This is a genomic window from Saccharothrix lopnurensis (assembly GCF_042658445.1).
Lineage (GTDB): Bacteria > Actinomycetota > Actinomycetes > Mycobacteriales > Pseudonocardiaceae > Actinosynnema > Actinosynnema lopnurensis.
This window is the reverse complement of record NZ_JBHSQO010000008.1, coordinates 45,639-59,766: the sequence shown is the minus strand read 5'-3', so window position 1 is coordinate 59,766 and position 14,128 is coordinate 45,639. Positions and strand designations below refer to the sequence as shown.

General features: G+C 71.0%; 14 protein-coding genes. 9 read left to right on the top strand and 5 right to left on the bottom strand.

The window, feature by feature from the left end:
- Positions 1 to 47 precede the first annotated feature (47 nt).
- Positions 48 to 1,649 (bottom strand): aminotransferase class I/II-fold pyridoxal phosphate-dependent enzyme, encoded by a 1,602-nt coding sequence (locus tag ACFP3R_RS10485; RefSeq protein WP_380635060.1) that lies wholly within the window; start codon positions 1,647 to 1,649, stop codon positions 48 to 50.
- Positions 1,646 to 2,980 carry an NAD(P)/FAD-dependent oxidoreductase gene (locus ACFP3R_RS10480; protein ID WP_380635058.1) on the bottom strand — a complete coding sequence of 445 codons (1,335 nt, stop codon included), beginning with the start codon at positions 2,978 to 2,980 and terminating at the stop codon, positions 1,646 to 1,648. Before ACFP3R_RS10480 ends, ACFP3R_RS10485 begins: the two co-directional genes overlap by 4 nt.
- Positions 2,981 to 3,400: 420 nt before the next feature.
- Here ACFP3R_RS10480 and ACFP3R_RS10475 point away from each other — a divergent pair, with 420 nt between their 5' ends.
- The 6 genes from ACFP3R_RS10475 (at position 3,401) to ACFP3R_RS10450 (ending at position 8,731) form a co-directional block, all read left to right on the top strand.
- Positions 3,401 to 4,450: a hypothetical protein gene (locus ACFP3R_RS10475; RefSeq protein ID WP_380635057.1), complete on the top strand. Its 1,050-nt coding sequence runs from the start codon at positions 3,401 to 3,403 to the stop codon at positions 4,448 to 4,450.
- A gap of 271 nt (positions 4,451 to 4,721) precedes the next feature.
- Complete coding sequence (locus tag ACFP3R_RS10470; RefSeq protein ID WP_380635056.1) at positions 4,722 to 5,984, top strand: helix-turn-helix domain-containing protein; 1,263 nt, start codon at positions 4,722 to 4,724, stop codon at positions 5,982 to 5,984.
- Between the two features lie 57 nt (positions 5,985 to 6,041).
- Positions 6,042 to 6,995, top strand: coding sequence for a phosphotransferase family protein (locus ACFP3R_RS10465; protein WP_380635054.1), 954 nt, complete (start codon positions 6,042 to 6,044; stop codon positions 6,993 to 6,995).
- A 149-nt stretch (positions 6,996 to 7,144) separates the two neighbouring features.
- Positions 7,145 to 7,996 carry a helix-turn-helix domain-containing protein gene (locus ACFP3R_RS10460; protein ID WP_380635053.1) on the top strand — a complete coding sequence of 284 codons (852 nt, stop codon included), beginning with the start codon at positions 7,145 to 7,147 and terminating at the stop codon, positions 7,994 to 7,996.
- 34 nt (positions 7,997 to 8,030) lie between these two features.
- A complete protein-coding gene (locus ACFP3R_RS10455) occupies positions 8,031 to 8,276 on the top strand; it encodes a transcriptional regulator (RefSeq protein ID WP_380635052.1) in 246 nt (81 codons plus the stop codon).
- Positions 8,273 to 8,731, top strand: a complete 459-nt coding sequence (locus tag ACFP3R_RS10450; protein ID WP_380635050.1) for a hypothetical protein — start codon at positions 8,273 to 8,275, stop codon at positions 8,729 to 8,731. Before ACFP3R_RS10455 ends, ACFP3R_RS10450 begins: the two co-directional genes overlap by 4 nt.
- 6 nt (positions 8,732 to 8,737) lie before the next feature.
- Here ACFP3R_RS10450 and ACFP3R_RS10445 read toward each other — a convergent pair whose 3' ends face one another.
- On the bottom strand, positions 8,738 to 8,923 hold the full coding sequence (locus ACFP3R_RS10445) for a PEP-utilizing enzyme (RefSeq protein ID WP_380635048.1): 186 nt from the start codon (positions 8,921 to 8,923) through the stop codon (positions 8,738 to 8,740).
- Positions 8,924 to 9,272: 349 nt separating this feature from the next.
- Between ACFP3R_RS10445 and ACFP3R_RS10440 the strand changes: the two genes are divergently transcribed.
- The gene (locus tag ACFP3R_RS10440; protein WP_380635258.1) at positions 9,273 to 10,418 is read left to right on the top strand and encodes a BMP family lipoprotein; all 1,146 of its coding nucleotides are present in this window, start codon (positions 9,273 to 9,275) and stop codon (positions 10,416 to 10,418) included.
- A 16-nt stretch (positions 10,419 to 10,434) separates the two neighbouring features.
- Here ACFP3R_RS10440 and ACFP3R_RS10435 read toward each other — a convergent pair whose 3' ends face one another.
- Positions 10,435 to 10,788: a winged helix-turn-helix transcriptional regulator gene (locus tag ACFP3R_RS10435; RefSeq protein ID WP_380635046.1), complete on the bottom strand. Its 354-nt coding sequence runs from the start codon at positions 10,786 to 10,788 to the stop codon at positions 10,435 to 10,437.
- Positions 10,789 to 10,938: 150 nt separating this feature from the next.
- Here ACFP3R_RS10435 and ACFP3R_RS10430 point away from each other — a divergent pair, with 150 nt between their 5' ends.
- Together ACFP3R_RS10430 and ACFP3R_RS10425 are read left to right on the top strand one after the other, a co-directional pair.
- Entirely contained in the window at positions 10,939 to 11,667 is a 729-nt protein-coding gene (locus tag ACFP3R_RS10430; RefSeq protein WP_380635044.1) for an alpha/beta fold hydrolase, read from the top strand.
- Between the two features lie 176 nt (positions 11,668 to 11,843).
- Positions 11,844 to 12,647 carry an exonuclease domain-containing protein gene (locus tag ACFP3R_RS10425; protein ID WP_380635043.1) on the top strand — a complete coding sequence of 268 codons (804 nt, stop codon included), beginning with the start codon at positions 11,844 to 11,846 and terminating at the stop codon, positions 12,645 to 12,647.
- Positions 12,648 to 12,722: 75 nt separating this feature from the next.
- Here the strand turns inward: ACFP3R_RS10425 and ACFP3R_RS10420 are convergent, their stop codons facing one another.
- On the bottom strand, positions 12,723 to 13,904 hold the full coding sequence (locus ACFP3R_RS10420; RefSeq protein ID WP_380635041.1) for a S8 family peptidase: 1,182 nt from the start codon (positions 13,902 to 13,904) through the stop codon (positions 12,723 to 12,725).
- Between the last annotated feature and the right edge of the window lie 224 nt (positions 13,905 to 14,128).

Here is a 14,128-nt window from a genome sequence, read left to right as displayed (position 1 = left end):
ACCGGGATGGGGGCGCCCGGGGTCCACCGCGAGCGCCCCCCGTCCCGCTAGAACGAGTTGCCGAACGCGCTGGACAGGTACTCCTTGGCGTCGCGCAGCGCCCCGTCGATGATGCGGGCCGCCTCCCTCGCCTGCTCCGGCTCGTGCGCGGCCTGCACCTGCAACCGGAAGCGCGAGGCGCCGGTCGGGGTGACCGGGAACTCGACCATGAACGCGAGCACCCCGCGGTCGAACAGCAGGCGGTTGACCGTCCGGGCCAGCTTCTCGTTCCCGATCAGGACCGGCACGATCGGGCTCGGCGAGCCCATGCAGGTCAACCCGCGCGTCGTCAGCTCGTCGCGCAGGGCGTGGATGGCCGAGAACAGCCGCCCGCGCAGGGCGTCGCCCTCGTCGGTCCGGATGATCTCGGCCGCCTTGAGCACCACCGCGGTCTGCACGGGCGACAGGGCGTTGGAGAAGAAGTGGGACCCGGCGAACATCTTGATGTACTGCTTCACCGCGGGCGACCCGGCCGCGACGAAGCCTCCGTTGGAGGCGAAGGTCTTGGAGAACGCGCCCATGACCAGGTCGATCTCGCCCACCACCCCCTGCATCCCCAGGACCCCGGTGCCGCCGGGTCCCATCGAGCCGAGGTCGTGGGCGACGTCGACCAGCAGGGTCGCGTCGTGGGCGCGGCAGACCGCCTGGAGGGCGGCGAGGTCCGGCCAGTCGGCGTCCACCGAGAACAGCCCGTCGGTGATGACCATGATGCCGTTGTGGGTGTCGGTGGCGCGGATGCGGGCCAGGTGGGTGCGCACGGCCTCGACGTCGAGGTGGGTGTAGCGGGTGATGTTCCTGGTCGCCGCGCGCGCTCCCGTCTGGAGGCACGAGTGGGCGAGGCGGTCGATGAGGACGTGGTCCTCCTGCCGGACCAGGCCGGTGACGGTGCCGAACCCCGCCGACCACCCGTTCGAGAACAGCGTCACGTGCTCCAGGCCGACCAGCTCGCCGAGGGCGGCCTCCAGCTCGTCGGAGATGCGGGTGTTGCCCAGCACCATCGGCGACCCGGCGCTGTGCGGGCCGAAGTCGCGCATCGCCCTGGCCGCGGCCTCCCGGATCTCGGGGTGGGCGTTGAACGACAGGTAGTCCTGGGAGTTGAAGTTGACGCCCCGGGCGGGTTTGCTCAGGTCGTTGGTGATGGTCGCGACCCCGCCGGGCGCCGCCTCCAGGACCCGGGAGTACTGCCAGGTCTCGGTGCGCCTGCGCGCCTCCACCCAGCCGTGGAACTCCTCGGTGCGGGCGAGCAGGTCGGCCCCGACGGGCCGGAAGAAGTCGTAGGCGTTCTTGTCGAGCGCGTAGTCCTCGTCGGGGTCGATCGCGGGCGCGGCCGTCGTCGCCGGTTCCCACATCGGTTCCAGGTCGGCCCGGACCGCCGGGTAGTCCTCGTCGAAGAAGCGAGCCGCCTCGTCCGCCGGGAGGGTGTCCAGCTCCTCCAGGTCTTCCCACGGGATGTGGCTCGCCCAGTTCCGCATCATGTCCGACACCTCGCGCGCGGCGACGGCGACCGCCTTGGCCGCGGCGAGCGGGTCGGCGCCGGCCGCGTCGCCCGCGGCGATGAGCTCGGCGACGACCTCGCCATCCTCGCGCTGGTGCGCCGCGGTGCCGGTCATCGGGTCGCCTCCGCCGCCACGAGCGCGAACGGGTTCCGCTGGTGCTCGCGGTAGGTCGCCTCGAAATCGGCGAACGCGCCGTGGTCGCGCGAGGACTCCTTGGCCGTGTCGTTGAGCAGGAACACGTTGGACGGGTCGAAGAACTCCGAGACCGGCGCCACGTCGACGTGGGTGGCGAGGAAGCGGTCGATCTCGGCCTGGTTGCCGCGCAGGACCGCGAACAGCTGGAGCTCGTCGTGCCGCAGCGGCTTCATCTCCGCGAGCGTGCACACGTAGTCGTAGTAGGCCGCGGCGGTCTGGCTGCGGCGCTTGGCGGCGTACCCGGCCATGGCGGTGTCCCGGTCGATCTCGCCGCCGAGCCACCGGCCGACCGCCTCCGCGGCCAGCTCGGCGTCGCGCAGGGCGTGGGTGATGCCGAGCGCCGTGCACTGGTCCTTGAACGACCCGGCGTCGCCCACCAGCACCCAGCCGGGCCCGTGCAGCCGCCTCAGGTACGCGGCCTGGTCGAGCGTCCCGTAGAAGCGCTCCTCCCGCCGCGCCCGCGCCACGGTGCCCGCCGCCTCCTCGCTGATCAGCCCGAGCGCCCGGTGGAAGTTGCCCTCGACGTCGGCCCGGAACCCCGCGGCCCACTCGCTCGGCCCCCACGTCAGCACCATGGTCTGCCCGGAGTTGGTCGAGGCCATCGCCATCCCGAGCCTGCCCCGCCGGTGGATCTGCGCCTCGGCGTCGGGGATGCCGCTGAAATAACTCCAGTAGGCGAAGGTGCACCGCGGCCGCTCGTCGAACTTCTCCAGCCCGAGCGCGCGGGCCACGAAAGAGTTTCGCCCGTCGGCCCCGATCACCACCTGCGCGCGCTCGACCGTTCCGTCCCGCCCTTTGATGCCGATGACGGTCCCGTCGTCGTCTTGCAGGAGTTCCGCGACGGTGTACCCCTCGCGGAACTCGACACCGGCCCGCACCGCGTTGTCGACCAGGATCTGGTCCAGCACGTGCCGGCGAACCGAGAAGTACTCCGTGGTGATCCCGCTGTCGTCGCCGTGCAGCAACCGGAACTGGTTGCGCAGCAGTTCCTCGGGAATGCTGCCGCGCAGGGCGATCCCGTCGTTGACCACGGTGACCCGGGTGTGAGCGGGTGTCACGGCCCTGACCTGGTCCAACACCCCCAACCGGTTCAGGTGGGAAGCTCCGTGCGGCCAGATGAAATGCGTGGACAGCACATCACTGGGAAACCGCGACCGGTCCACCACCAACACCCGGAGCCCCCGCCGGGCCAGGTGTGTGCCGACCGCCGCCCCGGCACACCGACCACCTATGACAATTGCGTTGTACATGCGGTCATCCCAACAGCACGCACAAAGGCTGTACAGAGCCGAACGGTCTATCACCCCGCCGATTTCGCGACACCGGTCATTCGCGAGAAAAATCGGACGACCGAATCAGTCGAATGTTCGACAGGCCCTCTGATGGGACCGTTCGAGCAATGTCGGGAAGTCGTTTCCCGTGCGCCCGCGGCTGGCGGGTTCCACCGCGCGGCGACGGGCCGCGCGGCGGCGTCGTCCGCAGTTGTGCGGTGCGGTGGGGCGGGCGGCGGTGCGATGGTGCGGTCAGTGCTCCCACCCGCTGACGCGCGCCGACACGAGAGGGGTGGACACCGTTCACATCGACCGGCGCGGAGGGGCACGGGAGCAGCGCCACCTGGGGTGTGATGTGACCACCCGCCCACCGGCGCCGCCCACCTCAAGAGGACCGCGATGACCCACTCCCACCCGTTCCGCCGCGACGGCCGTCCCGAACGGGAACGGCGGACGTGGGAGCAGATCATCGCCGCGGCCCGCGAAGCCGCGGCGGACCTCCCCGTCCCGCCCCCGCTGCCGGCCACCCCGGCCGTGCCCGAGCAGGACGGCGACCAGACCTTGGCCGCCGCGCCGCCGGTGCTGGACCTGCTGCTCTACCACGAGGAGGAACGCGCCGGCGCGCGTGCCGCGGGCGACTCGGCGCTGGCCGACAGCGCGCTGGTCAACGTCGTCCGCGACCTGGACACCCTGCTCGACTCCACCGAGGACCACCTGCGCCGCGCCGGGCGAGGTCTGTCGCGGGCGCAGGTCCGCCGGGTGGCGCCGCGGCTGGCGGCGATGTCCGCGCTGCCGCTGGACGACGTGGCCGAGTTCTTCGGCCTGCCGCCCCACCGGGTGCAGGACGTCCTGGCGGACCTGGCCCAGCGGGGTTCCCTCGACCCGGACGTGCGCGCCCAGGCCCTGCTCCAGGTCCAGGTCCTGCGGGACGCGCTGCACCAGGTGGTCGTGACCAGGGACCACTCGCTGCTGGACCGGCTGCTGGCGTTCGTCTCGCGGTTCGTGCTGCTGGGCGTGGTGGCGCTGGCCTCGGCGGCGTCGGGTGCGCTCGCCGTCGACGAGTCGGTGGTCAAGGAGGTGGTGAAGACCGCGGTCGTGGCGCTGGTCGCGGCAGCCCTGCAACTGGGTGCCGAGCAGGTGCGGTCGCGACGTGCGGAGGACGCCCGGCGCGTCACCGCTCGCAATGCCCACGAGGCGTTGCTGACGGAGCTGGCGACCGCGGGCACGCTGTGGCAACCACCGGCGTACGAGGGCGAACACGGGGTCCTGCGCATCAGGCTGGCTGTTCGCGCGTGCGTCGTGCGGGTCGCCGCCATTCCGCTGGACTGGCCCGGGAAGTGGGTCTACTGGGACGTCCTGGACGACGTGAACGCCGCCTTGCACGCACCCGGGCCCGATGGGCTCGCCGCGCAGCTGCGCCGCCTGTCCGCGCTACCCCCGCCCACGTGAGCCGACGGGGTTGATCCGTTCTTCCGGCGATGGCCAACACAGGCGAGGCGGTGGAGACGACCGGGCAGAGGCATCGTGGCATTGGTACGCGTTGAACCCTTGTCGGGCTTCGGCGCAGCACAGCACCCGCCTGTAATCCATCCACAACTTCCCCCGCATCCTTCCTGAAGGCCGCGCCGTCAAGCATGTTGTGGACCACTGGCCACCACGGTATCGGGCTACCGTGGTGGATTCCGGCACAGGAGGTCAGGCGATGGGGTCACAGCACAGGGTGCCACGTGAGGCTCTGGCACGGGCGCGCGAGGCGATTGGTTTCAGCCAGGAGAGCCTTGCGGAGACCCTTGGGGTGCACCCCACGACGGTGGGCAATTGGGAGACCGGCCGGTCGAGTCCGCTGGCCCATCACCGGCGGCCACTCGCCGAAAAACTTCAGATCAGCGTGAGCGAGCTCGCCGTTCTGCTCGATCCGCCCGGCTCCTCAGGCGCGAATACGTTGTTTTTGAGCAACGCACCATCGGACAACGACCTGCTCGGCAGAGATCAACTCGTTCGCGATGACGCCGAGCAGATTCGCATCCGACTGGAGTCGTCCTTGAGCGAGTCCGCTTCTCCTGCGCGCATGGAGTTGGTTGAACAACAGGTGGCGCACCACCTCGGTGAGCACACGCGGATCGGACCGGACCGCGCGCTGGAGTCGTTGCTGCCCGATCTGGCCGACGTGCAGGCGTTGGCCGCGCGTCGCCAGCCGGTTTTCGCGTACCGCCGGCTCTCCACGGCCACGACCATGTTGACGTTGCTGATCGCCGACGCGTACATGAAGTTGCAGCGCGTCACCGGTGCGCGTCGGTGGTACGGCACCGCGTTGCTCGCCGCACGGGACGCCGATGACTCGGCGTTGATCGCGCTCGTGCTGGCGCAGCAGACCATGCTGGCCTACTACTACGAACCCGCCCAGAGCGCAGTCGCGCTGGCGCGTCGTGCCCAAGCCTTCGCCGCTGACCACGTCTGCGACGCGGCGGCACTCGCCGTCGCCGCCGAGGCACGTGCCCTGGGCAAGCTGGGGGATGTCCGCGGTGTGCGGGAAGCACTGGAGCTTGCCGGCCGCTTGACCGAGAAGCTGGCCGCCCGGCGAGACGGGCAGGAGGACCAGTACGCCGCCTTCCGCTTCGGCCCGGGTCGGCTGCACCTGTACGCCTCCGGCGCGTGGGCGAACCTGGGAGACGCGGCACGTGCACGCGTCGCCCAGGACGCGGCTCTGCGGGCCTACGCCGGTGACGAACGCGTGGTCATCGACCCCGCCCTCGTCCGCCTGGACCAGGCGGTGACCGAAGCGCACCGCGGTGACGTCGTCGGTGCGACCACGCTGGCCTTGGCCGTGCTCGCGGAGTTGCCCCCTACGCACCGCACAGGGGTTGTGCTGACCCGCGCCCACGACGTGGTCACCGTGACCGAGGCCCTCCCCCATCCCGGAGGACGGGTCCCGGACACCGTGCGAGAACTGCGATCTCTCACGACACCCGTTACGCACCGTTGAGCGGGACGAAGCACATCACGGTCGCTCATATCGACCACGCGGCCCCAGACTGGACCGGTGACCTCACGGCCCTCCGCGATCGGGCACGACTTCACCGTCGACAGCACCCGCCCCCTGCTCCGGCAGGCATGTGGAGCAGTCGGCCTGGACGCACGGGACGCTCAGGTGCTGCGTCACCACACCAACGCCGTCTACCTCGTCGGACAGGTCCCGGACGCCGTGGTGGTCAAGATCGGCCGGCCGGGGTTCGACCATCAACGGGACCTGCGCAACGCGCGCGGACTGGTGTCCCTCATCGCCTGGCTGACCCGGCACCAGGCGCCCATCGCCCCCCTGGTCCAGGGCATCGAACAGCCGGTGGTCGTCGACGGTCACGTGGTCACGTTCTGGCGTCACCTGCCCCAGCAACACCCGGTGTCGACCGAAGCCATCGCCGCGCCACTGCTGGCGCTGCACCAGGCACCGCAACCGTCGTTCCCGCTGCCCTCACTCGACCCGATCACCGCGATCGCACGCTCCACCACCGCCAGTCGCATCCTCGACGACGACCACAGAACCGCGGTGGTGACCAGGTTGGAGGAGTTGAAGCCGTTCTGGGCCCGCTTGTCCGGGTCCGTGACGCAGTGCCTCATCCACACCGATCCGCAGCACCGCAACACCCTGTGGCGCCCCGCACCAAGGAATGAAGAAACAGCCCTGAACCACGCATCGACACCGGCTGTGCTGTGCGACCTGGACGGCGTGGCGCTCGGCCCGGTCGAGTGGGACCTCGTCACCATCGAGGTTCACTGCCGCCGATTCGGCCACGCGGACCACGACGCTTTCGCCAAGGCATACGGACGTGACATCCGCGAGTGGGAAGGTTATCCGTCACTACGCGCCTTGCGAGAGCTGCGCATGATCGCCACCAATGCGAGGAAGTCCTCGCCAGGCAGCCCCCAGGCGACCGAGGTCATCCACCGCGTCCACGGCCTCGATGATGACATCACCGCACCCTGGCACATCATCTGAGCCATCACCACACGACCGGTAGAGCAGAACCGCAACATTGCGTTCAGGTTCTGGGGAAATTGCGGAACGGCTGTGACCAACTTCCGTGGTGCCTGCTGAATCAATGCGTTTAACTGACACGCAAGCACGCAAGCACCCTGAGGAAAATCATGGACACCGAGGAAAACGCACCACCTGTGCGCCCGGGCAGTGCGCACAGCCGGGAGCTGGGCGGGGAAATCCGCAAGACCCGTCAGAACAGCGGCAGGTCGGCGCCGAAGGTCGCCGAGGCGTTGGGCTGGTCCGTGGGCAAGCTCTCCAAGCTGGAGAAGGGCACGCGGGGCACCAGCACGGTCGACATCGCCGCCCTGCTCGGGCACTGCGGGGCCGCCAAGGCCGCCCGTGAGCGCGTCCTGGGCATCGCCGCCGAGCCGGACACCGGCAGTTTCCTGCGCCTGCACCACCAGCGTTCCGACAGGCTGGTCGCCGTGTCGGTGCACGAGGAGATCGCGGAGACGATCACCGTCTACGACCCCGTCACCGTTCCCGACCTGGCCCGGACCGAGGACTACACCCTGGCCCTCACCGGCGACCCCGACTTCGCCACCGCCCTCGCGGAACGTCAACGGCTCCTGCAACGCCACCCCAACCCACACGTAACCGCCTACGTCCACGAGATGGCGTTGCGCATGGCCGTGGGCGGTCCGGCGGTGATGCGCGACCAGCTGCTGCACCTGCTGCTGATGTGCGAATGGCCCCGCACCACCGTGCGCGTCGTCCCGCTGGCCGCCGGGTTCCACACCCACCTGCGGTACCCCTGCACACTGCTGACCTTCGAGTCACCCGACAAACCCATGGCCTACGCCGAGACCGACGTCGCCGTGGCGTTCCACGACGCACCCGAGGCGGTGGCCGCCTACCAGCAGAAGATGTGCCACCTCGACGCCGCGGCCCTGGACACCGAGCAGACCCGCCGGAAGCTGTCCCGGTGGACCGACCTCTACGACCGCAAAGCCGCCTGACCCCGCCACCGGGGCCGAACACCAGGAGACGGCCGTGCCCCACACCATCAGACTGCGCGCCGAACTCTTCACCAAAGCCATGAGACTCGCGGGCTTCCGCTCCGACTACGCCCTGGCCAGAGCCATGGACCTCAACCGCTCCACCGTCACCCGAGTCCTCACCGGCCAACTCAACCCCGGACCCGCCTTCATCGCCGGCGCCCTCACCGCCCTCACACCCATGACCTTCACCGACCTGTTCCACGTCATCCACACCGACCCAAAAGCCCCACGACGATGACCCCGGCACTCACCGAACTGCTCGACCGCATCCAGGTCGACGAAGGCACCCTGCGCCTGCTGCGGAAATACGCCGCCGAAGTGGCCGTACGACCACCGACCTCGCCGGCCACCGCCCAGGCTTTCCGCCGAGCGGCCGGAGTCCTGCGCGAGCACGACCACCTGCCCTCAGCCGTCCTGTGCGGCAGGCACGAACTGGCCGTGCACCGGCGACGCGACGACAACCCCGACACCACCGCCTCGGCCCTGCTCGACCTCTCCCTCACCTACCGCGCCCAACGCCGCCCGCACAAAGTCATCGACTGCGCCGACCAGATCCTGGAAACCTACGGACGCCACCACCACACCAACCGACACCTCAACCGAGCCCTGGCCACTGCCCTGAGCACCAACACCGCCCACCACGTGCGTGAACTCGCCGCCGGCACCCGGCAACTCCCACCACCGACCTCCTGAACCAGGTCAGAGCACCGTCACCGTGCCGCAGCCCTCGTCGACCCGCACCCGGTCCCCCGTCCTGATCCGGACCGTGGCGTTGCCGCACCCCACCACGGCCGGGACAACCAACTCCCGCGCCACGATGGCCGCGTGCGACAGGGGCGCGCCGACGTCCGTCACCACGGCCGCCGCGCCGGGGAAGCCCGACACGCCGGAGGCCGGGGGCTCGGCCGAGGCACGGAATGGGTCCGATTTCCGGGGAGTTCCCGACCGGGTATTCCGCCGAGGCCGATCGGTGACCCGGGTGGCGGTTCGTCGTGCTCGGCGGCGAAAGCGGTCGACCGGCTCGTCCGGGTGGTCGTCATCGTCGAGCGGGTTCGCGGCGCGCCGGCCTGCTGACCGGGGCGAGTGGTCCGCTGTGCGCGGTTCTCACCAGTTGAGCGCTCATCCGCACGATCGCGAGCAGGGGGTACGGTCCGTCGCTCAAGCCCTGATACTCCTGTCGGGGGACGGTTGACTGCTCGACGAGCAGGGAGGGGGACGAGCCGTGCGCCGTCCTGTGTCCGGCACCGCTGTCGCCGCGATCGCGCTGACCGGTCTGATGGTGCTGAGCGCCTGCGCGAAGGACTCCGGTGCCGGTGGCACCGCCGGGTCGACCGGTGCCACCGGCACCGCGTGCGAGTTCGCGCCCCCGCCCGGTCCGCCCGCCACGTCGAGCACCAGCACCCCGGCGAAGCCCGAGGGCGAGAAGGTCGACGGCAGCGCGCTGAAGATCGGCCTGGCCTACGACATCGGCGGCCGCGGCGACGCGTCGTTCAACGACCTCGCCGCCGCCGGGTTCGACCGCGCCATCGGGGACATGGGGGTCGAGGAGGAGAACACCCGCGAGGTTTCCGCCGCCCCGAACGAGGACGAGACGGCCAAGCAGACCCGCCTGCGCCAACTCGCGCGCGAGGGCTTCAACCCGATCGTCGGCGTCGGCTTCGCCTACACCGAGGCGCTGAGGGTCGTCGCGCCGGAGTTCCCCGACGTCCGGTTCGGCCTGGTGGACTCGGCCGTGGAGGGCGCGGCCAACGTCACGCCGCTGGTCTTCGCCGAGCAGGAAGGCGCGTTCCTGGCCGGGGTCGTGGCCGCGTACCAGAGCAAGAGGTGCCACGTCGGCTTCGTCGGCGGGGTCGACATCCCGCTGATCCGCAAGTTCGAGGCCGGGTACGTCCAGGGCGCGAAGGCCGCCGCGCCGAAGATCGTGGTCGAGGCGAAGTACATCACGCCGGCCACCGACTTCACCGGCTTCCAGGACCCGGCGAAGGGCCTGGAGACCGCGAAGGGCCTGATCGAGAAGGGCGCGGACGTCCTCTACCCCGCCGCCGGCGCGTCCGGCATCGGCGTGTTCTCAGCGGTGAAGCAGGCGGGTGTGCTGGCGATCGGGTGCGACGCCGACCAGTACCACCAGCCGGCGCTGGCGGACAGCAGGGAGGTCATCGTCGCCTCCAGCCTCAAGCGCGTCGACGTGGCGGTGCACGACTTCGTCAAGGCCGCCGCGAGCGACGACCTGGACTCGCTGCCGGAGGTCTTCGACCTCAAGGTGGACGGCATCGGCTACGCCACGTCCGGCGGGAAGGTCGACGCGGAGCTGCAGGGCATCCTGGAGGGGTACAAGGCCCAGATCATCGCGGGCGCGATCACGGTGGCGGACAAGCCGTAGCCGGGGTCCGGGTGGGTCAGGCGCGGGAGTCGTAGTCGGCGCGGGCGGCGTCGATGGCGGCCAGGTGCGCGACGCTCCACTCCAGCAGCGGCGCGGTGGCTTCGCGGAGGGTCCTGCCCATCGGGGTGAGCTCGTAGCAGACGTGCGGCGGCATGACGTTGTGCACGGTCCGCGTCAGTATCCCGTCGCGCTCCAGGCCGCGCAGGGTGACGGTGAGCATGCGCTGGCTGATCCCCGCGATGTCCCGCTTCAGCTCGGTGAAGCGGCGCGGTCCGTCCCTGAGGGCGCGCACGACCAGGAGCGACCACTTGTCCCCGACGATGTCGAGCACCACGCGGGTCCGGCACGCGTCGTCCTGGCGCGGCGTCATCGGTTACCTCCGGGGAACCGGGGCACTGGAAAGTGCCTTGTTGCCGGCGGCACGTCCGACGATCACGATGGTTCTCGAACGGCACCGGGTTACGAATCGTAACCACCGTAGCCCCGTGCCACCACATCGAACCGGGGGATCGCCACGACCATGTCGACATTCCTGCTGGTGCACGGCGCCTGGCACAGCGGACGGTGCTGGGAGCGGGTGGTCCCGCTGCTGGAGTCGGCCGGCCACCGGGTGCTCGCGCCGTCGCTCACCGGCTACGGCGACAAGGCGCACCTGCTCGGCCCCGAGGTCGGGCTCGACACCCACGTGGCCGACGTCGTCACGCTGATCGTCGAGGAAGACCTCACCGACGTGGTCCTGGTCGGTCACAGCTACGCGGGCCTGGTCATCTCGTCCGCGGCCAACCAGGTCCCGGACCGGATCGCGCACCTGGTCCACCTCGACGCGATGGTCCCGCGGGACGGCGAGACCGCGGTCGACGTCCTGCCGGTCACGCAGGCCCTGATCGACCTGGCCGCGCGGACCGAGACCGCCTGGCGCATCCCGCCGCTGCCGGAGATGCCGCCACCGCACGGCCTGTTCGGCGTCACCGACCCGGCGGACGTCGCCTGGCTGCGCGGGATGCTGTCGGACCAGCCGGTCCGCTGCCTCCGACAACCGGTCCGGCTGGACAACCCGGCCGTGGACGCGATCCCCCGGACGCACATCCACTGCGTCGGAGCGGCACCGGAGGGCATCACCCGGCGGCCCGTGCCCGCGGTGCAGCCCAACGGCTCGCCGTCGCGGGTGTGGGAACTGGAGAGCGGCCACGACTGCATGATCACCGTGCCGGTCGAGCTGAGCGAACTGCTGCTCAAGATCGACGTCTAGCAGCCCGGAGCGGCACGTCCGACCGGGACGGCGTCCTCAGGCGCGCGACACGACGAGGCCGAAACCGGCGTCCCGGTGGTCGAGGTCGAGGAGGTCCCGGTGCCGTTCGCGCCGGCGACCGGTACGGAGCCGCCGGCCGGCGCAGCGCTGTCGGACCCGACGGCTACGGTGCGGCCATGGGCAATCCCGCACCGTCGTGGGCGCACGGTCCGATGATCGCGCTGGACCTGGAGACCACCGACGTCGATCCCCACCGGGACCGCGTCGTCACCGCCTCCGTGGTCGCGATCACCCCGCGAAGCCCCGGCGGACCACCCGAGGTCGACACGCGCACCTGGCTGGCCGACCCCGGGGTCGAGATCCCGGCCGAGGCCACCGCGATCCACGGCATCAGCACCGACCAGGCCCGCCGCGAGGGCCGCCCGGCCTCGGAGGTCGTCGCCGAGGTGGCCGAGCACCTGGCGGGGGTGTGGGGACCCACCACGCCGCTGTGCGCGTTCAACGCCGCGTTCGACCTGACCATGCTCGACGCCGAACTGCGCCGCCACCACGGCCGCGGCCTGCCGCTGGGCGGGCCGGTGGTCGACCCGCTGTGCCTGGACCGCCACCTGCGCCCGGTCCGGGGCTGGGACGACAGGCGCACCCTCACCGCCGTGTGCGCCCACTACGGGGCGCGGCTGGACAACGCCCACACCAGCGCCGGCGACGCGATCGCGGCGGCGCGCCTGGCGTGGACCCTGGCCAGGCGCCACCCCGACGAGGTCGGCCTGCTCGACCCCCGGGAGCTGCACGACCGGCAGGTCGGCTGGTACCTGGAGCAGGAGCACGCCTTCGCCGCGCGGCTGGAGCGGCAGTTGGAGCAGCGGATCGCCCGGGGTGGCGAGGACGAGTACACCGCCCGGACGCGCGACCGCATCGTGGGGGTGCGGGCGCGGGCCGGGGCGTGGCCGCTGCTGACGGGTCCGGCCCGGGTCGGGTGACCCGGGCCGGACCCGTGCGGCCGGGAGGGTGTCCCGGCGCGCGGGGTGGAGAGGCCCCCGCGCGCCGGGACGTCCTCACAGGCCGTTGGTGAACAGCAGGCGGTTGGGGGTGCTGCCGGTGGCGCCGCCGCTGACCACGTTCGGGGTCGCGGAGGAGTTGAGCCAGTCGTGCACGGTCGCCGACGACTGGTCGCCGAACCGCTGCTTGTACAGCGCGGCCACGCCCGCCACGTGCGGGGTCGCCATCGAGGTGCCGTTCATCGCGCCCGAGCCGCCGGTGCGGAGGGTGGAGACGATGGCGCTGCCCGGCGCGTACAGGTCGACGCAGGTGCCGGTGCTGGAGAACGAGGAGCGGGCGTCGTTGTTCTGCGAGGACGCCACGACGCTGGCCGTCTCCACCTTGCGGGGCAGGCGGTCGCAGGAGTTGCCGCCGGTGTTGCCCGCCGAGGTGGCCAGGAAGACGCCCGCGGCGATCATGCTGCGGATCGCGGACTCCAGGCTGGCCGAGGCGGTGAAGTTCCACGAGGTGTTCGCCACGGCGGGCTTGGTGTGGTTCCGGGTGACCCAGTTGATCGCGTTGAGCGCGGCGGTGGTGGTGGCGCTGCCCGAGCAGTTCATCATCTTCACGCCGTGCAGGCGCACGCCCTTGGCGATGCCGTAGGTGTTGGACCCGATGGTGCCCGCCACGTGCGTGCCGTGGCCGTGGCAGTCGGTGTTGTTGGTGTCGACGGCGTTGTAGTCGAACGTGGCCCGGCCGCCGTAGTCGGCGTGGCCCGGGGTGATGCCGGTGTCGATGATGTAGGCGTGGACGCCCGCGCCCGTGTAGTTGTAGGTGAAGGAGTTCGACAGCGGCAGGTTGCGCTGGTCGACGCGGTCGATGCCCCACGACGGCGGGTTGGCCTGGGTGGCGTCGAGCGCGTCGGTGACGAGCACGTCCTGCTCGATGGCGGTCACCGACGGGTCGCGGCTGAGCTTGCGCAGCTGCGCCGGGGTGAGCTTGGCGGAGAAGCCGTGGAACGCCGCGTCCCACACGTGGGTGGGCGTGACGCCCGCGGCGGAGGCGACGCCCAGGCCGCCGCGGGCGGTGGCGCCGAGGCTGACGATGTAGGTGTCCTTGATCGGGTGGACCGTCGCGGAGGCCGTCGCCATGACGATGTCGGCCTGGTGGGCCGGTGCGGCGAGCGCGGCTCCGGTGGTGAGCCCGACGGCGGTGGCCGAGACGGACAGCAGGGTGAGCACTCTGGTGAAAGGACGCACGGGTCGGCTCCTTCGGGTGAGCCCGGACCAGCGCGCCCCGACGCAGGGTTGACGAGGCTGATGGTCACTCGTCCGGGTTCATCCCAGCAGCCTGACCAGCGGTTATGCCATGGTCAACCAGGGTCGGCCGAACGGCCGCCGGCGCGGTCACGCTCGGTGGACATAACCGACAACTGGTAAGGACCACATCGCTCGGGCGGCCTCTTGGCCACCACCAACCGGGT

Coding starts and splice junctions, on each gene's coding strand:
- ACFP3R_RS10485 (WP_380635060.1), bottom strand. CDS start 1,649: ATGACCGGCACCGCGGCGCACCAGCGCGAGGATGGCGAGGTCGTCGCC.
- ACFP3R_RS10480 (WP_380635058.1), bottom strand. CDS start 2,980: ATGTACAACGCAATTGTCATAGGTGGTCGGTGTGCCGGGGCGGCGGTC.
- ACFP3R_RS10475 (WP_380635057.1), top strand. CDS start 3,401: ATGACCCACTCCCACCCGTTCCGCCGCGACGGCCGTCCCGAACGGGAA.
- ACFP3R_RS10460 (WP_380635053.1), top strand. CDS start 7,145: ATGGACACCGAGGAAAACGCACCACCTGTGCGCCCGGGCAGTGCGCAC.
- ACFP3R_RS10450 (WP_380635050.1), top strand. CDS start 8,273: ATGACCCCGGCACTCACCGAACTGCTCGACCGCATCCAGGTCGACGAA.
- ACFP3R_RS10435 (WP_380635046.1), bottom strand. CDS start 10,788: ATGACGCCGCGCCAGGACGACGCGTGCCGGACCCGCGTGGTGCTCGAC.
- ACFP3R_RS10430 (WP_380635044.1), top strand. CDS start 10,939: ATGTCGACATTCCTGCTGGTGCACGGCGCCTGGCACAGCGGACGGTGC.
- ACFP3R_RS10425 (WP_380635043.1), top strand. CDS start 11,844: ATGGGCAATCCCGCACCGTCGTGGGCGCACGGTCCGATGATCGCGCTG.